The organism is Pontiella sulfatireligans (assembly GCF_900890705.1).
In the GTDB taxonomy this organism is placed as follows: Bacteria; Verrucomicrobiota; Kiritimatiellia; order Kiritimatiellales; family Pontiellaceae; genus Pontiella; species Pontiella sulfatireligans.
Genome location: NZ_CAAHFH010000002.1, coordinates 149799 through 176365, shown reverse-complemented (window position 1 = coordinate 176365; position 26567 = coordinate 149799). Strand labels below are relative to the sequence as shown.

At 55.7% G+C, this 26567-nt stretch carries 9 protein-coding genes and 1 pseudogene; 6 read left to right on the top strand and 4 right to left on the bottom strand.

Annotated elements, in window-relative coordinates:
• Window positions 1-2 precede the first annotated feature (2 nt).
• The 4 genes from SCARR_RS13835 to SCARR_RS13820 all read left to right on the top strand — a co-directional run bounded on the left by SCARR_RS13835 (window position 3) and on the right by SCARR_RS13820 (window position 21567).
• On the top strand, window positions 3-8642 hold the full coding sequence (locus SCARR_RS13835; protein WP_136062276.1) for a hypothetical protein: 8640 nt from the start codon (window positions 3-5) through the stop codon (window positions 8640-8642).
• Window positions 8643-8661: 19 nt separating this feature from the next.
• Window positions 8662-11316 carry a Calx-beta domain-containing protein gene (locus SCARR_RS29085; protein WP_136062275.1) on the top strand — a complete coding sequence of 885 codons (2655 nt, stop codon included), beginning with the start codon at window positions 8662-8664 and terminating at the stop codon, window positions 11314-11316.
• Window positions 11317-11334: 18 nt separating this feature from the next.
• A complete protein-coding gene (locus SCARR_RS13825; RefSeq protein WP_136062274.1) occupies window positions 11335-12306 on the top strand; it encodes a peptidylprolyl isomerase in 972 nt (323 codons plus the stop codon).
• Window positions 12307-12375: 69 nt separating this feature from the next.
• Window positions 12376-21567 (top strand): Ig-like domain-containing protein, encoded by a 9192-nt coding sequence (locus SCARR_RS13820; protein WP_168433304.1) that lies wholly within the window; start codon window positions 12376-12378, stop codon window positions 21565-21567.
• On the opposite strand, the gene SCARR_RS13815 is transcribed toward SCARR_RS13820, so the two are convergent.
• Window positions 21564-22229, bottom strand: a complete 666-nt coding sequence (locus SCARR_RS13815; protein WP_136062272.1) for a glycosyltransferase family protein — start codon at window positions 22227-22229, stop codon at window positions 21564-21566. The genes SCARR_RS13820 and SCARR_RS13815 overlap by 4 nt on opposite strands.
• 568 nt (window positions 22230-22797) lie before the next feature.
• Here SCARR_RS13815 and SCARR_RS29295 point away from each other — a divergent pair.
• Both SCARR_RS29295 and SCARR_RS13805 read left to right on the top strand, forming a co-directional pair.
• Window positions 22798-23151: pseudogene (locus SCARR_RS29295) on the top strand (ABC transporter permease subunit); the annotation flags it as partial.
• Window positions 23133-23975 (top strand): amino acid ABC transporter ATP-binding protein, encoded by an 843-nt coding sequence (locus SCARR_RS13805; protein WP_136062271.1) that lies wholly within the window; start codon window positions 23133-23135, stop codon window positions 23973-23975. The pseudogene SCARR_RS29295 and the gene SCARR_RS13805, both read left to right, overlap by 19 nt.
• Window positions 23976-24115: 140 nt before the next feature.
• Here SCARR_RS13805 and SCARR_RS13800 read toward each other — a convergent pair whose 3' ends face one another.
• The 3 genes from SCARR_RS13800 to SCARR_RS13790 are packed head-to-tail and all read right to left on the bottom strand — an operon-like array spanning window position 24116 to window position 26521.
• On the bottom strand, window positions 24116-24649 hold the full coding sequence (locus SCARR_RS13800) for an ATP-binding protein (RefSeq protein WP_136062270.1): 534 nt from the start codon (window positions 24647-24649) through the stop codon (window positions 24116-24118).
• 14 nt (window positions 24650-24663) lie between these two features.
• Entirely contained in the window at window positions 24664-25032 is a 369-nt protein-coding gene (locus SCARR_RS13795; RefSeq protein WP_136062269.1) for a hypothetical protein, read from the bottom strand.
• Window positions 25010-26521: a PIN domain-containing protein gene (locus SCARR_RS13790; RefSeq protein WP_136062268.1), complete on the bottom strand. Its 1512-nt coding sequence runs from the start codon at window positions 26519-26521 to the stop codon at window positions 25010-25012. Before SCARR_RS13790 ends, SCARR_RS13795 begins: the two co-directional genes overlap by 23 nt.
• Window positions 26522-26567: the final 46 nt, after the last annotated feature.

Genomic DNA, 26567 nt, shown 5'->3' with positions numbered 1-26567 from the left:
TTATGAGAACTTTAAAATACATCAAAAATGCACGCCCTAGAGCCCTCTTCCGCGGTTGCATGATTACGATGCTTATGGGCTTATCATGCTGGAGCGCGCTGGCCGCCGCACCAACGACGGACATTCCATTTGTTGTGACGATTAGCGGCGACAAAAATGTTCCGACCTTTCAGATTTTAAACCAGTCGGGCGAGTCGATCACCAAAGTTGAGATCAGCATCGGCGACAACAACTATAATTTCGATATGGGGGGAAGCCAAATATACGGCTCATGGAACCCGAATCTTGAGGAAGCCGTTTTTGGGTCTAGCGGCCGCCAAAATACGGCGACCGTCACGACGAAGGGATTCGATAACCTCGAGACGCTAACGTTCAAGTTGGATATTGACCGCGATCAATACTGGATTTGGGATTTTTTGTTTATTGGTCACTACTCCCCTGCAAATACGGCTGAAAATTTTACGAAAGTAATGTTCAACACCAGCGCTGCCAATGGAAATGTTCAGGTGTTTGTCAAACGCGACGGATCCGAATACCGGGAGCAGCTTGTGCTGCAGGATCGGACGGCCTCGCAGGGCTATAGCTTTGAATCCAATAGCCGTCCGCCCGTGATGAAAGTGCGCTCGGAAACAGTGGACGGCATGCCGATTCCCAACACCGCGGTCCGGGTGATTCCTTCGGTGGCCGGTGGCGCGGTTCGGACGACGTACAACATTGGGGTTGAGCAGAATATCGTCGTCTATGAAGGCGATGTGGTGGAGGTGATTGCCCCGCAGCTCGTCTACATGGGCGACAACGACAACTATCTGACCGACAGTTCGTCGAACACCAACACCAGCTTGATCGACGATGCCACGCAGCGCTTTGAAGCCATTGGCATTTCCGTGAATAATGTGGCGCAAACCGGCGACCCGACCTTCTACAGTTTCGAAGTCACGGATGAGGATGCGCGAATTTTCCTGAAATGGCGCCACGACTATGCCCTGAACGTGACCAGCGATTTTGACGAAACCAAAAGCGATCTGAAGGATGAAGGAGGCGCGCCTTGGGCGGGGCCGGTCCACTCGCTGGCCACCGGCAACCCCGAACCGTCGGTCAAGCTTCACTGGATTCCCAAGGGCGATCTAATGACGGCGACGGTGGACGGGCAGGTTGTCGATTATAGCCATCCGGGGCTGGCCATCCGCTATGTGCCGATCGGCCGCCGGGAAATCGGCACTGAGGGGCCGGGCAGCGTCAGCACCAATCCCTTCATGGTCGGGCAGTCGCCGCCGGCGCGGCAGCAGGTTGAACAGTTTGTGATGAACGGGCCGGCGAGCATTGAATATGTTTGGCAAATCCAGTACGGCGTGACGGTCAACATTGATGATGTTTCGCGGGTATCCATCCCGTTGGTGCGCGAGTTTGTGAGCGCCCATACGAACCAGCTGGGTAAATATGTCCACAGTGCAACCAATCGCTATTTCGGCGAGGGCACCTTTTGGTTCGACCCTGCCGCCCGGGTGCAGGTGCTTTGCCAAGCCAACGACGGCTCCTCCGAGAACAAGGCTCTTGGCGGGTGGATCAACGGCGACGGGTATTATTTCACCTCTTCTGGCGAGGTGTTCTCGCCGGACGGGTCGCTGCTCAACGGCGACTCCGATGCGGCCGACTGGCTGCCGGACGAGGGGGTGGACGGCACGCTCTATCGCGGCTTTGAAATCGACAAGGACCGCATTGGCGCCGGCGGGGACGGCGGCCTGCAGCGTTCGGCCCGCGTCTTGTGGACCTACGGCAACCAGGCCATTGCTGCGACGGTGCCGATTGGGCAGTATGTTTTCCAGCAAGACACGGAAGCCGGAGGGGAAACCTATACGGGCGCTACGTTCCTGCAGGAGCCGGAAACCATACGCCTGATTTCGGTGGATGGCCAAAACACGAGCATTGCCGAGTCTGACATGACGGTGTGGGATCCGAACGCGGCCAAGCTCTATCCACTGGTGCCGGGTCTCTTCCGTGCAACGTGGAGGCCCAGCGCCGACCCCGACGAAGTGATTGATGTGATCGTGACGGCCTACATTCCTGAAGAGACGCACTATCCGCATATTGCTGGCGCACCGCCGGTAAACCTTGATCCGTCGGATACAGACAGCTTTATCTTCAAGGAAATCAAGTATACGGAAAACGAGGCCGCGTTGGATACGGATCAGCACTTCATTGCCTCCAAAGTGGGTCGTTCCGTGCTGCTCTTCAGCGAAATCCAGCAGCAAGGCCGCGGACAGCCCAAGGAATATCTGCGCGTTCGAACAGTTGAAAGCTTTAGTTGGCAAGACCGGTTGACGGTCACGACAAACGCTGTCATCGGCCAGGCGATTCAGGATCCGGAACTGGATCTGGCTGAGCTTGGTGCCGGATATGTGCTGTTTGACCAGGCCCGCTACAATCCCTTCATTTACGACGAGTCCAAGCTTGCGGGGCTCGGCGCTCCTTCCGTTTATGACATGGCCTCGCTCAACTCCACGCTGCACCAAAAAATCGTGACGCAGCCTGAAAACCTGCCGGGCTCAATCATCCCCGTCAACCTGCATCCCGGCGCAGGCGCTGAGGAGCGCATCGTGGTGGGGTGGTACGACGACCCCTCGATGAACGACAACCTGCTGTGGCCGCATGCCGTGCGCACCTATCTTCCGCGTTGGCCTGTCGATGAATCCGAAGGGCTCGGGCGGATTGTCATAGCCAGTCAGCACGGCAGCGAAAGCCTCGGCGAAGACCTGCAGGAGCAGGTCACGGCGGAGGCGATTACCAACATGGTGCTGGATGCCGGCGGAAACTGGGTTGAAAAAATTACGCCGCATGAAACCACCTTCAATCCATCACGCCTTCAGCAAGCGGTGGTGTATAACCAGCCTGACGAAAGCCAGGCCGGGTACAACCCGAACGAAGAGCATGCGCTGATGGCGCCGTCGCTTCGCTATGCCAAGGTGTCGCCGCGCCCGAGCGCGGCCTATGCGCTGCGCGACAACGATCTCAACCGCGCCAACCTGCTGCGCCGCGATGAGAATGGACAGCCGGCGGACTATACCTCGCATCCCTATGTGCTGGTTCAGTATTTAGATACGGCGGACTCGACCTTTAAGATGAAGGTCTACGGCATTACCGCCGAAGATCCCGACATAGGGAACTATTCCTTTGCGGACAGCACGCGTTGGGCGGTATCGTCGCAACCGAGCATTGTGGCGCTGCGCAACGAACCGCACGTGGTGATGGAAGCCAGCGAGCCGGTCATTCCGTTCTATCCGCTCGGCGTCGTGATGGGCGCGGTTCCAAGTCCGGAAACCTTCGGCGACAACATCACCTCGCAGCTGACGTATTGGGAAGACCATAAGGGCACCAGCTGGGCCGTATCCGGCGGTGACAATGCCTGGTTTACCCAGTCGCCCTATTATCCGCTGCTGCCCGACTTTTGGTGGCCGCGGTCGGTGTCGGGAATCATCGTTGCAGAAGACGACGGCTCTAAAAGTGCGGACGAGCCCCAGGTGGGCGACAACCTGTCCTTCCTTCCGGCAAATATCAGTGCGCTTCAGTCCCTGAATCCAGGAACAGCGGTTGTGGCGGCAACCGAGGCGGAAGTCCTTCCGACGGAAATCCTCTACAAGAGCAAGTGGCCGGACGTGTCGCCGATTCTCAAAGCCGGCGAAACGCTGACTTTCTCTGGCGGCGAACACCGCACGGATGAACCGACCACCCTCACGATTGACGAAAATGGAGAAACCGACCTCGCTGAAACGCCGGGGCTTCCGGGCGTGCTGGCCTTTGCCGTGGCGGAGGTGGCCTACGATTCGCTGAACCCGACCGGCGCAAGCGGCTTGCTGAAAACCGAGTGGACGGCGCGTGTGGCTCAGGTGCTTGAAAAACGCACCGCCGATTTGGCCTTTGGCGACTTCCCTTCGGCCATGGCTCCGGCGTCGAGCCGCACCCGGATCAGCCAAGGTAAATATGTCTTTAATGAATTGCCGGCCTCGTTGCAGAAGCGTTTCCGCTTCGATCCCATCGGCGGGCGGATCGAACTGTTCGGTTTGGTAAACGACAAAGACATTGCAGAGGATACATTGACCGCATCGCCGCCGGCGGTTTATGTGCTCGAACCCAATATTATGACCGAGACGGACCGTGACGTTCTGAAGGGACTGGACGAATCGGTCGCTTGGAGAGCCGCTGTAGAGGAGCTCTACCAAACCACCCGTAATCCGGGGGCGCTGGAAGACGGGAACGGCCAACTGCTTGAAGACCAATATTTGGTCGGGTTGGAACGGATGGTCATCCGCGATGCCGTCACGCAAGAGCCGTTGCTTGAGCCGGTCGAACCGGGTTCAGAGGTCATGCAATATCAGCGTGCGGACCATATTCCCGGACAGCTGCGGGCATTCGGTCCGGGCTTGGCGTTGCTGCCCAATGCCGGGTTCCTCGATCCGCTGGCCGATTATCCGGATGAAAGCTATGTGACGGTGGTTGAAAACAACGACCCGAGCTTGGGCGGATCGCCCATCACGCTGCATGTGATCAAGGTGGATCGCTCCAAGCGGTATCGCGGCGCAATCAAAACGGTGCTGTCCGACAACGTGTTCGACGAAAATATTGTGCTCCGCCACACCGGCGATTTTGGCGCCAATGCCGACGACCTGTATATGGAATGGTGGTACCGCCCGGACGACGGCAGTTTGGATGTTCCGCCGCCGGATTTGATGGATCCGAGCACGCCCAATCCGTGGAAGCTTTTCCCCGATACCACGGGCAACCGCGGACGCGGGCAATACGAGATTACGCTGAAGGGCAACCCGAATGCGCCCGAGGCGCTGCTGGCCGATACGTGGTGGTTTGCCCGTTACCGGCATAAAAACGACAAGGTCGATGGAGTCGACTGGGCCGTTGGGCAGCCCGACGGAACGGAAGGGGTTAACTTTACCTGGGCCGGCGCAGGAAACTCGGATCCGTTCAACGATTTCGACTTGGATGGAATCATGGATTTCAAGGCGCAGCTGGCGATGGGCTGGATCAAGCGCGTGCTGGATGCAGTGAATCCCTACGAAGCGCGTATTAGCGATTTTGAGGGTGATAGCCCCTCGACCGTCTCCAGTATGATTCAGGAGTTTGGCGCCCGCTTCGAAGGGCCGGTGGCGCTCAATCCCGCGAAAAACGTGATTGAAAATGTGGGCTTGATTGAACTCTATGAAACCATACTCAAGCGCGGCCGCGATCTGAGCATCGACCTGTCGCGCCCGATTTCAACGCCGGCCATCGCGAATGCGCTGCAGCTGGCCGCCACTCGCATCAGCGATTTCTACATGCTGCTGGCGAACGAGGCCTACACCGACGCGCTGAACCCGACCATTGGCTTTGGCAGCGGCAGCGTGGAATACGGAAGCCTCGCTCCCGCCGTGTTTACCTTCCAAAACCAGATGTCTTCGCTGCTCGAAGAGGAGCTGGCGCTCCTGCGTGGCGTGGACGACAACTTTGCCCGTCCGGTATACAACCGTCTGTTCTGGAACTTTACCAAGGGCGAAGGGGAAGCGGCCTACGCGCTGAACTATAACATTACCGACATCAACGCCGATGGCTTCATTGATGAAGACGACGCCATGATTCTCTTCCCGCAGGGGCAGGGCGATGCCTGGGGGCATTATCTGACGGCGCTGCGGAACCAGTATGACCTGCTGAACCACGACTACTTCAACTGGGTGTCGCGTTCCGAGTTCTACAACCTGATGGACATCGTCATCAAGGTGGACTTCCTGGACGAGCGCAAGTTTGCCCAGACCGCCGCGGCGAAAGCCAAGGCCGGCGCTGAAATTGTGGACCTGACCTACCGCGAAAAGTTTGTGATGGATCCAACCGCGCAATGGCAGGGTTACACCGACAGCAACGAAGACCGGGCATGGGGCGTCCAGGGCTGGGCCCGCCGCGCCGCGCAGGGCTCCTATTTCGACTGGGTTACGGCGAACGCCTTGCTGCCGGCCGACCACCCGAACAAAACGCTCGAAGGCATTCAGAAGGTCGACCGCGCTTCAAACTCGGACATTGCCGTTATTTCGGCCAACCTGAATAAAATCCAGCGCACCTTTGACTATGCCAACAAGGGCTACAACCCGCTGGGGCTCGACAAGGATGTTATGCCTTTCGATATCGATCCGGTTCTGGGGGCGGGCGCGGAGACGCACTTCGAGCAGATCTATGACCGCGCCACGGCTGCGCTGGATAACGCAAAGGCTACGTGGGACAAGGCCAACGAGGCCAACAACATGTTGCGTCAAGTGGGCAACACCGAAGCCGAATACCGCAACAGCATTTTCCAGGAGGACCTTGCCTACCGCAACCGCCTGATCGAAATCTTCGGCCGCCCCTACGAGGGCACCATTGGCTCGGGCCAGCTCTATCCGGCGGGCTATGACGGACCGGATTTGGCGTTGCATATGTATGTGGGCGTCCGGGAGATCAACGACCAGACCGTTCCTGGGCCATCGACCGATTTTGCTTCGTTCGACGCCGACGGAAACTTGAACGGCGGGGCTCTCTATACCGCCTTCACGACCGAAGGAATGGGCCAGCGGGCCATGGATCTGCCGACTGAGTGGCGGAACCTGTATGCGCCGTCGTTCGGCATGGATGGAACGAGTACGCCGCTCAAGGCGCGGGATGGCTTCTATACGGTGACGTATACCGACCTGGAAAATCCCAAGGTGGGGCTTCCTGACAACCTGAAGGAACTGATGCCGGTCACCACGGCGGGATATACCTTCCAGGCTCCCGATGTATGGGGCAACCGTTTGGCCGTCGGCGAGCTGCAGACGGTGCTGCATGAAATGATTCAGCAGGAAGCCAATCTGGCCGGAGCGCTGGCGGCTTGGGATAGCTTGGCCGGGGATTTAATCCTCAATCTGCAACTGATTGATTCGCGCATTTCGTCCGGTAATACCAAAATTGCGGCGGAGGAGACCTGGGCCATTTCCAAGGGGGTCATTGAAAACACCATCAAGGGCATCAAAGGGTTCCGGGCCATCGCTGAAAGCGTCAAGGATACGATTGAATATACCGTAAACGCCGGCCAGGCGGGCGTGCCGAAAAACCTGCCGACCGGCGGACTGGCTGTTTCGCCGGGCGATGCATTGTCGGCCGTAGGCGCGGGGCTGGAGGTTACGGCCAGTTTCGCGAAAGGCACCTGGAAGTCCATCGACACCGGGTTGGAGATTGCCGAGCTGGTGAGCGAAATTGCGATCTCGGCCGGCGACTTGGCCAAAGAGCTGGCGGATGCAATCATTGCGCTGAATGGAGAGAAGAAGGAGTGGCTGGCCGAACTCGAAGGGCTGGTCGGGGACGAACCGCTCAAGCGTATTGCCATCTTCAAGGAGATGGAGGCGCTGCGCCAGTTGTCCGACCGCTACCGCACGCTGCTGGACGAGGGTGGCAGGCTGGTGGACGAACGGGCGGCCTTCAATAAACGGGTGGCGGCGCAAACCCAGCTGAACCGCTATCAGGACATGACGTTCCGCGTTTCGCGCAACCATGCCCTGCAGACCTACCGCAACTCCTTTGATCTGGCGGCGCGCTATGCCTTTTTGGCGGCCAAAGCCTATGATTATGAAACGAACTTTGACCCAGCTGATCCGGGTTCTTCCCAGAATGTGATGGGGCAGATCGTGCAGGCCCGCAGCATTGGCCTCGTGGATGGCGGCCCGCAGTTTGGCGGCGGCGGTCTGGCTGATTCCTTGGCTTGGCTGAAAACCAACTATGAGGTGGTTTCCTCCCAGATCGGAATTAATAACCCGCAACTGGAAACCGGCAAGCTTTCGCTTCGCACCGAACTTTTCCGCATCCTGCCGAAGGGCTCGGCGCAGCCCGTTGGAGAGGACAGCAGCTTCCCGTCGCCGGGCGGCAATTCCGACGCGCTGTGGAAACAGGCGCTGGCGAACTCAACCGTCAGCGACCTCTGGGATGTTCCAGAATTCCGGCAGCATTGCCGCGCTTTTGCCGCGGAAGCAGACGGGAATGGCGATCATGTGGAACAGCCGGGACTGGTCATGCGCTTCAGCACGCAGATTCAGTCTGGAAAGAATGTGTTTGGCCTCCCGTTAAGCGGCGCCGACCATTACTACTCCTCCAGTGTGTTTGCCAATAAGATCCATGCAGCCGGCATTTGGTTCTCGGACTATCAGAGTGATGACGTGCTCAACGACCTGCCGGAAACGCCGCGCGTTTATCTGCTGCCCGTCGGACTCGATGTAATGAGCGTCCCGACCAGCGCCAACCCGGATGTGGTGCGCGCTTGGAATGTGGTCGACCAGCGCATTCCGATTCCGGTTCCGGCGCTGGGCAGCGATCTCGACCGCTCCGACTGGGTGCCGCTGTATGACAGCCTCAGCGGGCAGTATGCCGAAAACCGGCGCTTCTCTGAATTCCGGGCCTACCACGACGGCGGCGTTCTGGTGGATGCCGACGAACTCGTTTCCGATACGCGCCTCTTCGGCCGCTCGGTCTGGAATACGGAGTGGATGCTGATTATTCCCGGCGCCAATCTGAATTCGGATCCTGAGGTTGGACTGCAGCGGTTCATCGATCAGGTGAGCGATATTAAACTGGTGTTTGAAACCTACGGCATTTCAGGAAACTAACCTCTAAGAGGCGTGAACTATGAAACAAACAGATATCTCAGTTAGGTTCTCCAGCGCGCTTTCATGGGTGCTTTTATTCGCAGCGGTGTTTTCCGGGCCGCCCTCGGAGGCGGCAACCATTACGGAACCGCCGACCACCTTTTATGGAAAGGTGACGGGCGTGGGCGGTGCACAGCCGTTTGTGATGCACGAGGGGTTTCTGGAGTGGACCATCCGGCGCGCCGACGGCTCCGAACTGCAGATCGAAACCGGTTTGTTCCCGCTGAACAACGGCATCTTCAGCTACCGGATTGAAGTGCCGCACTCGGCTGAAGTGATCGGCCTCGACCCGGGCGTTGGCATTCCAATGCCGCCGACGGGCAGCACCAACGAGCATGCCCAGGCTTTGGTCGACGGCATCGCCGCTGAGTTTGTCGGGCCAAGCGGTTCCTATTTTGAAGTGGGCCAGCAGAGCCGCGCCGCCACTTACCGGCTGGACTTGGCCGTGGATGTTGCGCCGTTGGATACCGATCTCGACGGCATGCCCGACTGGTGGGAAACTCTGAATGAACTGGATCTGCAAGACCCCAGCGACGCTTCGCTGGATCTTGACGGCGATGGAATCGCCAACCTGCAGGAATATCTTCTCGGGCTAGGCCCCAACCAGGACAACCGGCTGCCGGGCCTGCTGACGCAGGAGCTGCTGGCCTATGCCGGCCACACCACCGGCTTCCGCCTATTGGCCTCTGATTCCGACAGCGCACCATCCGATATCCGCTACACGTTGACCGCGCTGCCGATGTTTGGCCGCTTGGTGCTGCGCAACGCCGTTGAAAACCCGGGAGCGCCGGATCTTGATCTGGCCGTCGGTGGCCAGTTCACGCAGGCCGACGTCAATTCCGGCCGCTTTGTATTTGTGCAGGAAGGCGACGTCTCCAGCGCCAGCAACACGGCGTTTTCCGTGGCGGTGCAGGATGAAGATGCGGCGCATCCCGTGGCGGAAGGTTCGGTGGCGCTGCGCTTCTACGAACTTCCGGCAAGCGATATTATGGTCTCTGAATCCGGCGGACTCCGGAGAGAAACCTTCCTCGCCAGCCGGGCAGGCGATGCGGTCGTCTGGGATGCCGCCGATGAACTGGTGGCGGTGGACGTGCAGGTTCCGAGTTCGGGCCTGACAGCTGCCGGCTATGCCTCGCTGTACCAGCCTAAGTTTGGCGACGAACGGCAACAGTACATTCTTGGCGGACGCGGCGATGACGCGCTGGCCGGCGGAATGGCCGACGACGTGCTCATCGGCGGGCGCGGCAACGACAGCTTGAGCGGCGGCGGCGGGCGTGACCAGTTTCTCTTTAAGGCGAACGACCGGGGTGCCGATCTGATTGCCGACTACAGCATTGCGGACCTCGATGTGCTGGACTTCAGCCAATTGTTGAGCGGGGCGTCGGGCCGGGTCGATGACTACATCCAATTTGAAGCGGCCGGTTCCGATACGCTCGTGCGGATTGGGCTCGATGGCAACGGTCAAACCTTCACGAATCTGACGGTCACGCTGGCCGACCTTTCCCTCTCCGCTTTGGACGCGTACCAGCTCGTGGCCAACGGTCTGGTCAAGGCGGGCGGGCTGCGGCTGCTGCCGCTTGTGTCCGTGGTTGCTTCCGATGCGGCGGCCTCAGAGAATGCCGGGAACTCCGGCGTCTTTACGCTGGAACGCCAGGGCGACTGGGCCCTCCCGCTGACCGTGAATTTCTCGCTGGACGGCGCTGCCTTGAACGGAACCGATTATGCGGCCACCGCACTCACGGTTCAGTTTGCCGCCGGTCAAAAAACGGCTCAAGTGCAGATTCAGCCTTTTGCCGACAATACGATTGAACCCGATGAAATCGTCGAGTTGGTGCTGCTCAGCGATCCGGCTTATCTGATCGGAATGGAGGACCGCGCAGAGGTTGTTATTAAAGACCTGCAGGCGGTCGTCGGCATCGAGGTGCTCGAACGCCTCGCCACGACGAATCCGCTCAGTCCGGGCTGGATCCTGTTGAGCCGCAACGGCCAGCTGGCCAATTCCTTGGTTGTTCAATTGACGATCGGCGGTGAGGCGGAGAGCGGCGTCGACTATCAGTCTGTTTCCTCCTTCGTCAGCTTTGGCGCAGGAGACGCCGAAATCCTGATTGAGATCCTTCCGCTCGGCACCGCCGTGCTCGATGGCGGCGCCGAAGTGGTCGACATTGCCGTGAAGGCTCGCAGCACCTATGCGCTGGCGGATGTCGCCGAAGGGCGTGTGACGATTGTGGCCCTGCGCGATACGCTGGCCCAGTGGCAGGCCCGCGAGTTCCCGGGGTCGACCGCCAGTCTGGAGGACTTTGCGATGGAGGACAGCGGTAGCACCGGCAGCGACCACCTGCTGCGGTATGCCTATGGAATGAATCCACAACAGCCTGACTTGGCGCGTTTGCCGAAGATTGTCTGGCGCGACGGCCATATGACGGTGGATGTGCACCGCAATCCGGCGGCGACCGACATCGCGATCTCCGTGGCGGTCTCCAGCGATCTGGTTTCGTGGAGCGAGTCCGAGTCGATGATCCGCAAGATCACTGCACCGGAACACGCCACGGCGGCGGATGTTGAAACCTATGAAGTGGTTCCTTTGGTTGAAACCGAAGAGCAGGTCTTCATGCGCGTCCGTGTTGATTATGAATAAGGATCAGATCGGCTTCCTATGAGCGTGCATTTTTCCCAGAAGGTCATCGGCGTCTGCAGCGCAGCGGCATTGCTGCTTGGGTCATCCTGCTCAAAGCAGGAGGCGCCGGCCGGCTTGCCGGCAGATGCCGTCGCGATGATCGGCGACCGGATCATCATGCCTGATGATTTGGCCGTCGAGGCGGAGCGCCGGATGGAGAGCGGTCTGCCGGCGCTGGCGCCTGCGGAGCTGCTCAACCGGATGATGCTGCGGGAATCGATGCTGATGAAAAGCCGGGAAACGGGACTGGAAAACGATCCTGAAATCCAGCGGGAAATTGAGCGGTTGCTGGTGGCCCGTTTGCGCGACCGAGAGCTGCCGGCGCTGCTCGATTCCGTGGCCGTCAGCGAGGGCGAGGTGGAACAGGCCTACCGCGAGCGCATCGCGGACTTTACCACGCCGGCCCTCGATCGACTGGCCATGCTGCATCTCGCGATCGAGAAAAACGCCAGCGAGGCCAAGCGCGCTGAAATCCGCGCACGAATGGCAGAGGCCCGCCGCTTGGCCGTTGAACAGCGCGGATCAGCCGCGCTCCCGCTTGCGAAGGGCTTTGATCAACTTTCCATTCAATACAGCGACGATGCGGTGAGCCGCTACCGAGGCGGCGATCTGGGTTGGATCGATGAACGCAAAGGGCTCGCGCGAATCCCGGATGAAGTCGTGCAGGCGGCGCAGCGCCTTCCCGTAGGCGAGCTGAGCGAAATCATAGCGGCAGGGCCGGGGCTTTTTCTGGTGATGCGGACCGATGAACGGCCCTCAACAGTGAAGCCGTTTGAGCAGGCTCGGCCCTTGCTCCAAAAGCGGCTTGTCGCCGCCAAGCGGGATGCGTTGGAAGAACGCTATTACATGGAATGCCTAGAGGCGGCCGGTCCGCGGATCAATCAGGTTGTGCTGGCCACGCTGGCTGCCCCGAAAGAGGACGCGCCGGTAAAATTTGCGAATGGGTTTTAGATGAGACAGCTGAACGATTTTAGAAATGAAAACGCGGCGCGAAGAGGCTCCGATATGAGGATAAGTGCTATGAAACTGCTGAATGATAAACGGATGTCCAAGCGTGTAATGCCTTTCTTGTGTACGGCTGTGTTTTTGTGGGGGAGCGCCATGATAGCCTGGGCGGCGAACCCCGCCATTTCCAATATTACCGTTCCTGCGTTTGATGAAGACACCAACTCGGGGCTGATTAATTTTACCGTCTCCGATGCCGAAACGGCTGCGACCAGCCTATTGGTAACCAATATTTCAGCTCCCACGATTCTCTTCCCTGCTGAAGCGGTTGTGACGGGCGGAAGCGGCTCAAACCGTACGGTGCGGCTCACGCCGGCCGCGGATCGAAGCGGGACTGAAAATGTCACCCTCCGGGTGACGGACGGGGCCGGTGATACGAGCGACGAAACGTTCAGCGTGACCGTGAATGCGGTTGAGGATGAGCCGGTGCTTTCGGGCATCACCGGGTTTGCCGCCACCAGCACCAATGCAGATTTTAATATTTTCCCCAATGCCACCATCACCGATGCGGATGCCTTCGGAACCGAGTTCGAGCGCTATGCGTTCAGCATAACAGTGGGCGGCGACGTGGGCGGCGAGCTGACCGGCGACCTGTCGTCCACCGGAACACTGGCGGAAATCGAGGCCGTGTTGACGAATCTGGTATACGCTCCCTTCGGCGGCGGCTTGCCGATCGGCCAAACCGCATCGGTGGAGTTCGATGTGCAGCTGCACGACTTCTTGAATGTTGGCGACACCAATCAAATCCATTCCACTCAAACCGCTTCCGCGATTGGAACCGTTAAGATGCTTAAGGATCTTCCTGCCGTCTACCTAGGATTGAGCACGAACACGATTGGCGACAATGCGCCCGCAAAAATCTTTTCACCAAGCATTCAGATCTTCGGCAGTTCAAGTGTGGCGGTTGCGCTGACCACTCCGAGCGATGTGGGGCATGTGCTGGGGACGTTTTCGCCGGAGGCCGCCACGTTCACCGGGTCGCCCTATGAAGCCGAGCAGTTCATCAAGAATATCTACTATATTCCAAAACCGAATCTGGCGGAAAGCTCGGTCGTAACGTTCCGGCTGACGGTATATGCTGGAGAGGATGGTACGAATAGCGCAGCCGCCGTGTTGACGATTACCGAAGTCAATGATCCGCCTTTGGTTTCCGGCATTTCTTCGGCCTCCGTTTTTACCGACGATGCCACGCCGGTCTCGCCGTTTCCAAATGCGTTGGTTCAGGACCCTGATCGTCAGGGCTCTCAGCTGGTCAGCTATTGGGTCACCGCCAGCCCGACGAACAAGGGGTCTTTTGCACAGTCGGTTCCTTCTTCGTATATGTCGCAGGCTTTAGCCTCGGAACAACTCCGGTCCGGTTTATTCACTCCAAACGAAAATTCGGTGGCCGTCGGGGAGACGGAGCAGGTAACATTGACGGTTCACGTGAAGGATAAACCGGGCTTGGAAAGCTATAATAATCAGGCCTCGGTTGCAATCAATGGAGTGAATGGCGCCCCGGTGATCGTGCTTCCGCCGGATGTTCCGCATTTGGTCGAGCCGCTCAATCCGCGCCCGTTCATGGATGTCAGGGTCAGCGATGATGACAACACAAACACGATTCTGTATCTTACGATTACAATGGATGACAGCGATAAAGGGACGCTGTCGGTAACGAATATATTTCCCGGATTTTCCACCATATCGCCTGGCGTGTATACCTATACGAATAGTATTGCCGGCACTCCAACCAACTATGTTGATGGTATTTCAGGGTTGTTGAAGCATATTGCTTTTGCTGTAAGCAATGACTATGCGGGCTTCCCTTCAGGGTCGTACGGCGCCACTGAATTTACGATTTCGCTGGAAGACGATTTGGGCAACACCACCACGAAATACCTTCAGACCGTCCTGCGCCAGCGCCCCCGCAACATCATGGTTACGGAGGCGGAAGACCACAATGCCGAAGGATCGCTGCGGTACGCCATTTCGAATGCCGCGCCCAATGATGTGGTCACCTTTGCGTTGCCCGAATATCCGGCGATCATTCGTTTGAGCGACACCAATGGAGTGATTGAGTTGACCAAGCATATAAACTTCAAGGGGCCAGGCGCGGATCTGCTGACGATCAGCGGCGATTCCAACGGCGACGGGATTCCGAACCAGCAGTTATTCCAAATCGAGGCCGATGTGGAAATGGAAGGCATCGCTTTTGAGCAGGGATCCGCCCCCACGGGCGGCGCCATTTCTGTTGGGCCGGCCGGGCGGCTTGTCCTGCGTTCCTGTATCGTGCGCGATTCCGTGGCGACCCAGTGGGGCGGGGCTATCGACGTGGATCATGGCCAGCTTATTCTGGAGCAATGCCTGCTGCAGTCCAACCAAACCGATGCCTCCCTCGGCCTTGGAGGGGGCGCGGTTTCCCTTTGGACCACGCAGCCGTGCTACTTTACCAATACAACGTTCGCCGGAAACCGCCAGGCGGCATCGTCCGGCTATGGCGGCGGGGCGGTCTATGCGGAAAACTCTAATCCGCAGATCTATCTGGATGTTGAGATGGTCCACTGCACCTTTGCTGAAAACCGCGATGAGGCAGGATTGGCCAGCTCGGTTTATGCGAATGGCGCCGGAACGACCATTTGGCCGATGAACACCATCTTTTCGGATGAGCAGGGCCGTAATCTGGAAGTTAATTTAGGGGATATGTATTCGCTGGGAGGCAATACTTCTGACGATTCCACATTTTCAGTTCTCTCCGATGAACCGAATGATGTTTACCTGCTGTCCGATGCAACGGACCAGACCATTGTAGATGTGCTGCTGGGGCCGCTAACTCATAACATCGGGCCTGCTGCGGTTTATCCGCTAACGGCCGGAAGCCCGGCTATCAATGCCTGCACCAATGGCAGCAACCCGGTTGTTGCTGTTGACCAGCGAGGGGTCCTTCGCAACGGCAAGCCGGACAGCGATGATGCGCCGGATTGCGGCGCCTCGGAATTCGGCGCCGTCGAGCGGGTGCTGGTGAATGAAATTCAGATGAGCGCCGGCACCACCAACTTTATCGAGTTTTATGTGCCTCGCAATGCTTTGCCCACGGATCTGAGCGGCTTCCGGTTGTTCACATACGACTCCTTGAACGACTATTACAGCGCCTCCGGCGATGGAGCGCTGCGCCATATCTTTGCGCTGGACACCGTGATAGATCCGGGATTCGGAATTATTGTTTCTGATTCGCTGATGCTGGGGGTTACCAATGTGGCGGTGGTCCAGCCCAACGCATTTGCCAATCTGGAACTGGAAGCCCGTGGCGTGGTGGTGCTGAAAGACAGCCGCGGCCTCGTCGTACTGGCTGCCTCCTACAATTCGGTCTTTAAGAATCTGGCGGATGTCGAAAACGACCTGTCCTTTCCGGACTCGTCGCTCTCGCTCGCGCCGCAGTTTTCCGGTTTCGCCTTCCTCCCTCACAGCTATATAATTGATGAGGTTTTTAGTTCGCCCGGAAAGGAAATCATAGGCTTAGGAACACGTGGCTTTGGCGAGCCAAATGCCGCGCCTGTGGCCGTGAGTGATTATGTGGTGGTGGGCGAGGATGAGCTCAAGCGCATTCAGGTGCTCGACAACGACAAGGATGCCGACGGGACGGATATCATTGTCGTGACCGGCGTGCCTCTTTCGACTTTTACGAATTCAGCGAAGCAGGGCGCAGCATGTCAAGTGGCTGCCAACGCCGCAACAGGATACGGCGATAGCGTGTGGTACGACCCCCGCGGAACGAACACGATTCAGCAGCTCGCCGCCGGCGCAGAACTTAGCGATTCATTCATGTACCGCATCGAGGATGTAGGCACCGCAGCAATTGAACTTTCCTCGGGCAATGGAACCAATGTGGTGATCACCTCGCGCAACCACCGCCTGAAGAACGGCGATGAAGTGCGGATCTTCGACTCGATCATCTCAAACAAAGTCTACACGGTTAGCGCCGCAACCAACGATTCCTTTAGCATCACGAACGCCTATATGGGAAGCGAGACCAATACGGGGTATTGGGTTGCGGAGGCTTCGAGGGGCGGAAGTTCGTCGAACGTTGTGAACATTACCCTCATCGGCGCCAACGATGTCCCCGTTGGAGGGCCCGACAAATTTTCCGGTACCGAAGAGGAAGCGCTGCGGTTGCTGGCGGATCCGGATCTGCTGGGTTCGGCCTATGTGTTTGATTCCGACGCCGGTTTTGAATCGAGCTTTGGAACCGCGCCCCGTCTGGGCCTGACCAATTTATTGGCCAACGACGATGACATCGACACCGATGACAACACCAACACCTTGACCATTGTGGGCGTACTGGATGAAGTGAACGTAATTCAGAATGTTTCCGGCAATCTGGGCGATTCAGTTGTAACCATTGAATCGATCGGACACGGCTTGGTTTCCGGCTCGCAAATAGTGATTTCCGGCTATGGCGGACATCCGTCCTATAACGGGTCGCAAGTGGTCACGGTATTGGATGCCGACCGGTTCTCCATTCCGGTGGTCTATGTCGACAGCTCGGTCGTTGCCGGCGTTTGGGGCCAGTTGGACGATGGCAACCGCTTGACCGCTGTCAGCCAATATGGCGCAGAGGTTGTTTTGGAAATCCGCGCCGACCGCGCGGAATCGAGCATTCTGTATAATCCGTGGACGTCGTCGCACTTGAACGCGCTCGCGTTTGGGGAGCCCGAAGAGGATCTGTTCTATTATGCCGTGTCCGACTCTCACGGGGCGGTGGGCCTTGTACCGGTCGTCGTTAATGTTACCGGCGTGAATGAGCTTCCAATGAACTCGCCGGATCCGGATTCGCTTGCGGTGCTGGCACCGTTTGTGGAAGGCACCAACACCTTGGGAAATGTGATTTCCGGTTTGTCGGTGCTGGATGCGGCCGGTGCGGCTTCAGGAACGGATGGGCGAGCGGATGCCCGTGTGCAGGTGGCCGGGACAACCGAAGCCGATAGTGTGGTGCTGGCGGATGTGTGGCGCACAACAGAGGATGTTCAACTCTTGATCGTGGCCACGAATGTGACGCAAAATGATTCAGATGAAGATACGACGGATGCGTTGCGGGTCTTTTCTGTGATGCCAAGCATGCTCGGGGTAGCCGTGACGCTGGTGCCCGGTGCGGTTACGAACATCGTATATGATGCGCCGTCTTCTGAGCAACTTAACAAGCTGGAGCATAATGAAATGCTGATTGACTCCTTTAAGGCGGTCATTACCGATGATCGCGGCGGTTTCGTGACGAACGACGTAGTGGTGCTGGTGGTCGGTGTGAACGATGCGCCGGTGGCCGTGGCTGACGAAATCACGACGCTGGAAGACCAGCCGTTTACATTCACTACGAACAACCATCCGATCAGCAATGATTTCGATTACGATGTGAACAGCAATGCGCCGGACAACTCGTTATGGCTGATTCCCGGAACGGGCACTTCGCTGTATGGCGGCGCTTACGCCATCTCCAACTCCACAGCCTTCTACGATCCCTCCGGTTCGGCCTTTCTGGACGGGATTCCTTCCAACACGACCTGGGTGGACACCTTTGAATATACGCTGACGGATCAGTCGTTCATTTTTGCCAACGATGATCTGTTCCGCGTGGAAGCCGATAGTGCCGGAGTGGAGCTTTCGGTGATGGTGAACGATGTCAACTACAACGAGCGCGGGGGCGCCGTTTGGATCTCCCGCGTCGGCATTCCAGACAGCGGAGGCACGGTGGGAATCGTGACCAACGTTGTCGTATCCGGCACCGGCACCAACGCGGTGACTCATACCAACATAAACTCACTCGCCTACAGTCCGGAGGTCAATTTCGTCGGCGACGAAATCTTTACCTACGGGATTGAGGATGAGTGGGGCAACTACAGCCAAGGACGGGTTGTGGCGCGCGTGACGGTGGAAGAGCTGAACGGGCATCTTCAAGCCAATGACGACTTCTTTACGGTCGCCCTTGGCGAGTCGGTTCAGCTTCCGGTGCTGGCCAACGACAACACGCTGCCGGGTTCAACGGCGTCATTCGTGATTACCGGTCTTTCTGACACCAACGGGATCGACGAGATCGCGATTAATGGAAGCGGCATTGCCTTTACCCAGACGAACCATCCCGGTTCGGCGCCCTTCACCTTCAGCTATGAAATTTCGGGTGGCGGGTCCGCCCGTGCCGAAGCTTCGGTGCAGGTGCTGGTGGTGGATCGCGGGAACAAGCTTCCCACGCAGGACGACCACTTCCACGTGAATGCGAACAGCTTCGATAATTTCATGGACGTGGTGTTAAACGACAGCATTCTGCCGGGCATTGGCAACCTGGATATTCTCAGCATCAGCCTCGAACCGGCGAATGGCTCGGTGACGGTCGATCAGGATGCCAACCGTCTGCTTTACACGCCGCAGGCGGGCTATTTCGGTGAGGACAAGCTCGGGTATAAGGTGATTGACGGCTTGGGCGGTACCGGCACCGGAACCGTATGGGTGACCGTGGGCAACCCCGTGGCGGCCAACGACAGTTTTGTGGTTCATACCAACGATGCGGGAATGCAGGTGGATCTGGATGTCTTAGCCAACGACCTGGTGCTGCCGGACATGCCGGCTTCGTTGAAGATCACGGATGTATCGCCGTCGAATGCATTGATTGAGGTGGCTTCCGATGGGCAAAGCCTGCTCTTTACCGCTGAATCTGGGCTGATCGGATCAACCAACTTTACCTACACCGTGCGGGACGGCAATGGAACCGGTAGTCGTGAATTGACTGCTGTGCTGACCGTTACTCTCGTTGCCGACGGAGTCTTTGGGAATGCGGATGCTTTCCGCGTTGCGAAAGATGATGCTTCGGTAACGTTGCCGGTGCTGGTCAACGACCGTTCGCTGCTCAATGGAGGAGACTCTGGGCGCAAACTTTCTGTTATCAGTATTGGAACCGGTTCTGATGCTCCCAACCACGGAGGTTCTGTTCTCATTGCCTCGGGAAACCAGGAATTGCTCTACACGCCGGTGCCCGGATTTACCGGTGAAGAAACATTTACCTACTTGATGACCGATGCATACGGAACGGATTCCGCCCGCGTGACGCTAATTGTTGGTGGCGGTATTATCGCCGCGAACGATGATGCCTATGCGGTTTATCACGAAGGAACCAATACCCCGGCGTTCACTTTGCCGGTGCTGCATAATGATGCAATCGTGCCTGACACGGGCGGACTGCTGGAGATTGTCGGCGTCGGCATTACTGATTCGAACGCCACCAATGCCCCGACCCAGCAAGGCAATGTCGAGGTGGCCGGCGATGGGCAGTCGCTGATCTATACGCCGAGCACCAACGCGGCCAGCAGTTCCTATCAGGAAACCTTTACCTATGAATTGAGCGATGGCACCGCCAACCGGGCCTTCGCGAAGGTGACCATTGACGTGCTGCTGCGCGACGCGGATGTGGATCTGTCGGACGAAATCAACGACGACCGCTTTACCGTTCAGCGCAACAGCACGGCGAATCTGTTGCCGCTGCTCCGCAATGACGGCGCAATTCCGTCCAGTGCGAGCGGTTGGTCCATTACCAGTGCTTCTTCTCCTGAACAGGGCGGGCAGGTGGTCGTCTCCGGAGGTTCGGTGGTGTTTATACCGTTGCCTGACTTTGTGGGAACCGACCGGTTTGCCTATTCCATCTCCGACGGATTCGGCGGCACGGCCGAGGCTGAAGTGTTGGTGAAGGTTGGTGACCTCATGCTGAACGAAGACCGGTTTACGGTCATCTCAGGCACTGCGAGCAACATTCTGGATGTGCTCAGTAATGACGGCATCCTGCCGGGGCCGGAATATGAACTGGTGCTCGACGGTGCGGGGGCGTTTTCCGTTTCCACCAACGGCGTTCATTATACGCCGGGGTCGGGATATGCGGGAACCTACCCGTATACGGAAACCTTTGAGTATTCCGTATTGGACGATTCCTCCAACGCCGTCAAACAGCTGGTTCATGTACTGGTGGTGGAAGAGGGCTCGGACCGCAGCAACGCGACGGTTAGCATCACGGTCCAGGGAGTGAACGATCTGCCGGTTCTCAGCGGATTCATCGGTGGGCTGGTGATGGATGACAATACGCAGACCAATATCTTCGCAGGAGCTTCTGTTACCGATGTCGATCTGTGGGGCGACGAAGAGCAACTTGTGGTCATTGTTCTGGATGATGCCGTCAAGGGCACCATCGAACCGCTGGGCAATTTCAGCCTAACCGGCCCGGGCCGCTATGAAATGAGGGACACGCCTTCCGCGGTTTCGGCTGCGCTGGGAGCGCTTGAGTTTGTTCCGACCGAAAACCGGATTCCAGGCATTAGCAGCGAAGTGACAGGGGTGGACGTGTTCGTGAGCGATCCGTTCATCGTGGATGATCCGCTGACGAACCATTTGGATATCCTCGTGTGGTCGGTCAACGATCCGCCCGTCATTAACGGCCTGGTTGATCCGCTGGGTGTTCGCGATGGCGAAGTTTTGATCCCGTTCCAGTTTGTGCAGGTGGAGGATGTTGACGAGATGGGCACGCAGCTGCTGACGGCCAGCGTGAGATTATTGTTCGCGCCGCGCCAGGGTGCGTTCTACCCGGCCTCATTGGGCGGCTTCACAGAGGTCGGCAATGATTATTATGTGATGGCCAACGCTTCGCCCATGAGCATCACCACCGCCCTGCGGGGGCTTCGCTACAACATCAACGGCGGCGTATCAAGCGGAACGAGCGAAACGGAAGTCTTTGAGATCCGCGTCAACGATGCATTTGTCGCAGCGCCGGTCGAGGCCGATGTAACCATGACGATCTATGCGGCGAACGCTTTCATTGGAAGCTGGCGGACGGCTCACTTCGGCAGCAACACGGCCATTGATGGAGACAACCAGGATCCGGACGGCGACGGCCTCATAAATATTGAGGAGTATGTTTTCGGAACCGATCCCATGGTGCCGAACGACGATCTCGCCCACAGCCTGGCCTGGGAGCCTAGTCCGGCGGAAGGAACGCTGACGGCGTCCCATAACAGCCGGGCGGATGATCCGACTCTGATCTATGTGCTCGAAAAATCCACCGATATGGAGACGTGGGAGCATGCCGGCGAATGGATTGTTGACCGCTCCACGACAACGCCGGTGGCAGGCATCCAGCGAGCCCTCCTGAGCATCGATATCGATGACGATGAAAACTGCTGCTACCGCCTGAAGGTCTACTACTAGGATGCAAAGATGCTGTGGAGGCCTTCAACAAATCCGCGCTTGTTCAGAAAAGCGCGGATCTGTTCTCGGGCGCCGCGCTTTCCAACCATGGGCAGCACGAAGCAGGTTTCTGGGTCGGGAAGTTCATCGGGCTGGGTGACCGGCGTGCCGCAGTTGAGCTGGCGAGGCTTGATGTCGATGTATTGCGTAATTCGTAATCCATAATTGGCGAGGATGTCCACTCGCTTGCGCGTGACTCTGCCCGCGCCCCAGACAATGACGTTGGGGTGGTGAGGGTTGTGGTGCTCCAGCCATTGGAAAAGGTATTCAGCCTTGGTTTTGTAGAAGGCGTCGATGCTGTAGCGCTCGTCGGTGCGCGAAAGGCGGCCGGGTGGATCGTTCCACGTCACCAGTTCCTTGTCCACCTTGCCAGCCTTCACGCCGCTGGCCATCCAGCGCAGCCACAGCTCGTAGTCCTCCGGAAACGGGCCGTCGCGGTAGGCGCCGAACTGCTCGAACAGTTCGCGCCGGAACATGACCGAGGGATGGGCGAAGGGCGATTCGATAAAGCGGTTGAGCGCAATGTCGGCCGGCTCGATCAGCGAATTGATCCAATCGACGTAGGCCGCATAGCGGGGAAAGCGTTGTTCTGTTGGAGGGATAGTTATCTCACACGGAGGCACAGAGGCCACAGAGGTTTTTTAGACAGGATAAACAGGATGGACGGGATTTTATTTTGTTTGTCCGCTAATGCGGTGCAACCGCCCTGGAGTGCTGCCACTTCGCGAAGCGAATGATAATTTGCGAATGCCCGCAGCGCAGATAATTTTCTGCAAGAAAATAACGACCAATGGGAGTGGTTCAATAACGAACCAAGTGAGTGTTTCCTCCCGTCTCAGCTTTCTCACAGGAACAGCCTATGTGGAGGAAAAGCGGTAACGGGGTTCCCGCACGCCTTCAAACCCCAAACCCCAAACCACAAACTTCAAACTCTCCAAACCCTCAAACCCCAAACCCCAAACCACAAACTTCAAACTTCAAACTCCCCCAACCCCTTTCCTTTACTTAAGCCTAAATCCCTATAAACTGTGTGTATATTTTTGCTGTGCGTATGGGTCGTGCAGTTGAGTGGGCGGATGGTCGAAAAAGCGTTCTGACCGCTTGGATGAAGCGAATTTTTGGGATGACGGGAGTAGGGGAAATGCAGAAAACATCATTTCATAGGACTGACCCCTTTTCCAAACGGTATTTACTGCTGATCTGGTGAGAGCAGCTATTGATGGTGTGTCGCGTAACTCAATCCTTGGAGCAGAAGCTCTGGGTCTTCAGAGATTTGACATCCTTATATTCATTATATTACCGGATGTTGTTCGTCAGTTGCTTCCTCCTATGATTGCTTTTTATATTGGAAATATAAAACTATCAAGTCTTGCCTCGGTCATAGGCTGTCATGATACGGTTTTTGTTGCAAGGGTGGCGATTTCCCAGACCTATCGCAGTTTGGAGGCGTGGTGCATCGTAGGCTTAGTCTATATAATATTAGTTGTTCCTTTAGGTATGTATGCTCGCAAGTTGGAGAAAAGTGAATGGCTGATTCGGAGATAGATCCTATTTTGACTGTACGCGGACTTGACTTGCGTTTTAACGACACAGAAGTGCTTCGAGATCTTTCTTTGGACCTAAATAATCGCGAACGTCTGGCCGTAATTGGACGGAGTGGTGTGGGTAAGAGTTGTTTGTTACGTTGTTTGGCAACGTTGGAGCAGCCGTCTAGTGGGGATATGCGTTTGCTTGATAGTTATTATTGCAAAGGAGGTCTTTTCACTGAGCCACCACACTTAATTCGACAACAGATTGGACTGGTATTTCAGCACTTTAATTTATTTCCAAATATGACTGTACTCAGAAACATCACACTTCCTTTAGAAAGAGTGATTAAATCGTCAAGGTCAGTCGCCATTAAAAAAGCCGAAAGAGCAGCCGAGGCTTTGGGGATTTCGGATATATTGAACAAATATCCCAATTCGATCTCTGGTGGCCAAGCTCAGCGGGTTGCGTTATGTAGAGCATTAGTTCTCCGCCCAAAGGTTCTTTTGCTGGACGAGGTAACAAGCGCTGTTGATCCAGAGACAAGCCTGGAGATGGTAAAGGCTATTGATGACCTGTGGAAATTTGAGATAGGAGATAAGTCTGAAGGTAATGAACCTTTTGGTTTAATAGTAGTCACTCATGACTACAGTTTTGCCAAGTCCTTTGCAGATAGGATTGCATTTCTCGCAGGTGGGAAAGTTGTGGAAGATCATCAATCGGATGCCTTTGATCGCAATATTCAACATCCTCACGCAATTCGCTATCTGAATGCAATTCAATCAAAGGCCCTTCGCCAGAGGCAATCATCAACGGAAAAAGGGTCGGTTTCTCGGATTTAAGTATCGCTGAAAGGTAAGCGGAAAACGTGTGCGCGGTCGCCACGCGAAGCGAGTCTTTCAAAAGGATGGGTCCGTGAATTTAGGACTTCGTGACACGCGGATATCCAAACCCTTTACCAATAGGTGAAAGTTATATCCGTTCATTGATCCTCCTCGTATGAAATAACATGGAGGGGGATATTTAATTCATGAGATATGTACTGGGCATGTTGTTCCTCAGCCATTTGAAACTGCTCTACAAATGGTTGATCCCAGTTCTTTCCGTCTCGATTCTTAAGCCGTTGTGTGATCTCAGAAGGACAGCCCTTGAGCAAGATAAACGCACAGGGATTAATCATTCGAAAAATATCGATATCAATTGGTTCAAATTTGTTTACGCTATTAATCAAGCAGTAGTGACCATCAAGAAGAAGATGATTATGATGCGTTTTCTCAAAGGCCAGTTGTTCGATGAGTACCGCCTGATTATTAGCAACGTTTTCAACTCGTTTGTTTTCATCTGAACTGTCGCCATACGCCTTAATCAACGAACTGGCAGTTACACAGCGATATCCAGCGGGAATAAATAATCGTCTACATGCGGTTGTCTTTCCAACACCATGAATTCCTCCGAGAAAAACGAAGGATGCATCAGCTTTGTGAAGGCTGGTTAAAAAGTTGGGAGTTCCCTCCATCTCAAGACGGCCCCTTATATATAGCAAAAGGATTGAGGTGGGCTGACATTATAGCTTGAGCGCAAGCATCGAGGCGTTTTAAAGCGACGAGTTTTCTTCACTTTAATCGCAAATCCCACATTACGCTCGGAAAAATAATCGAAGAAGAATTCCTTGCTAATTCCAGAAAACTCTTTCGTTTCCTTCCATAGGCTTTCTGGTGCATCACTGAGAATCGTCTCGATATCGAACTCACCGATGACACGTTGAACGGGTGATGATGCGTAGACAACAATCGTTTTAATATCTGGGTTCCTGAAAATGACTTTGCGGAATTCATATAATTTGGTTCCGTCAAAAATGCGTTCAGCAAACTCCGGTTTAATCGACAATAATACCTTCATTGCTTTGGGACTCCGTAATAATTTTATAAAATTGATCTTTGGTTATTGGCTCAAATCCACGGGGAGCAGCATCTGCTCCTGCGATAACGCCTAGCTCAATGAGCTTTGCAAGGTTTGGCCGTTTCGGGAATGAGTATGTATATAGAAAATTAACAATAAATGGACGGTTCCGGGGCTTGTAATTCCAGTGTTTTTTTAGCTCATCATCTGAAAAAACGCTTCGCTTCCGGCACTTCAAAATAAATTCCTGTTCGCTCTGTATTTCATTCACAATGCTTTCAACAACACCGATGGTTGTGACCACACTTTTGTGGTACCCACCGGTTCGGTAAAAAACGATGACATCTCCAGGAGAAAGGTTTCGGTTGATCGAGCGCGAAATGTAAACTTTGCTGAGTGCGTTTCGGTGCGGTTGACTCTCTTTAAAGTTCAATGCTGATTCCGTGGTCAGAATTGAATCGGGGAATAATTCGGTATGATAGTCTGGATAGATTGGACACAGGAATATTCGATTACTGGTCGACAGATATGGAAATGATTGTTTGGGATAATTCTGAGAGATTAGCGGAGCGAAGTTTCGAATAAGCACCTGTTCGTCTCCGTTCGCCGTTCTTTTGATGCCATGAGGAATAAAGCCCCATTCTTGTAGAAGGCAGATGAGCCTCTCTTGTTCATCGGTCTGGTCAAAAATAGTCACATAGATTTCATCGACATGATATCTCAACGCATTATCAAAGATGATTTTCAGAAAACGTTCTCCTAAACGAACTCCGTTACTCACCACCTTGAACGTTCCAACCTTCAATCGTCGTTTCGGCACGAAGGTCGGAGTAATGTCCGCATAGTTCTCATTTTCGTCCTCCACCTTTACATAGAGAAAAGAGAGAATGTGTCCTCGGTTATGCGTAACATAGGCAACTTCATCGGCTTTTTTATTAAACCATCGATCAAAGCCGTTGTAGTCCTCTCTGAAACTGTCGAAGAAAGAATCTTGCAGATCGATGTCGCCAAAATGCTTTTTGGTAACACTTAAGACATTGTAATTGATTAGATCTGGGTTTTCAGAGACCACTTTTTCAAGAAATCCGTCGATACGAAAAACTCGATCATCAATGCCCAGCTGAGCCGCCTTCGTATGGATCTTTTTATCTTCGCTGATGAAAATATCAACGCGACCCTGAAAAACTTCATTAAGAAGCCGCGAGTCGTTGATATCGTTTTCATTGGTATCGATTTGAGCGGACACGACCTGAACTTCATCCGCAAGCGGAGCGATAGTTTTCAAGATGGAGTAACTTTGAAGCTTAATATTTAGCGTGTTGCGCTTCTTCTCGTTTTGGTGTTTTTGAAGTTCGTCAACAGAGATCGGGTGGACACACTTATCATATTTCGCCTTATCCAACCATTTGAACAGGGTTCCGATGTCCTGATTGATCCCGGCAGGGGCTTCGCGATGAATAACAATATTAGTGTCCAGCAAGGCTCTCATATTAATTTACACCTACATTAAGGGGAGTTGACATTACCCTTTTTTG

Coding starts and splice junctions, on each gene's coding strand:
- SCARR_RS13835 (WP_136062276.1), top strand. CDS start 3: ATGAGAACTTTAAAATACATCAAAAATGCACGCCCTAGAGCCCTCTTC.
- SCARR_RS29085 (WP_136062275.1), top strand. CDS start 8,662: ATGAAACAAACAGATATCTCAGTTAGGTTCTCCAGCGCGCTTTCATGG.
- SCARR_RS13825 (WP_136062274.1), top strand. CDS start 11,335: ATGAGCGTGCATTTTTCCCAGAAGGTCATCGGCGTCTGCAGCGCAGCG.
- SCARR_RS13820 (WP_168433304.1), top strand. CDS start 12,376: ATGAAACTGCTGAATGATAAACGGATGTCCAAGCGTGTAATGCCTTTC.
- SCARR_RS13805 (WP_136062271.1), top strand. CDS start 23,133: ATGGCTGATTCGGAGATAGATCCTATTTTGACTGTACGCGGACTTGAC.
- SCARR_RS13800 (WP_136062270.1), bottom strand. CDS start 24,649: ATGGAGGGAACTCCCAACTTTTTAACCAGCCTTCACAAAGCTGATGCA.
- SCARR_RS13795 (WP_136062269.1), bottom strand. CDS start 25,032: ATGAAGGTATTATTGTCGATTAAACCGGAGTTTGCTGAACGCATTTTT.
- SCARR_RS13790 (WP_136062268.1), bottom strand. CDS start 26,521: ATGAGAGCCTTGCTGGACACTAATATTGTTATTCATCGCGAAGCCCCT.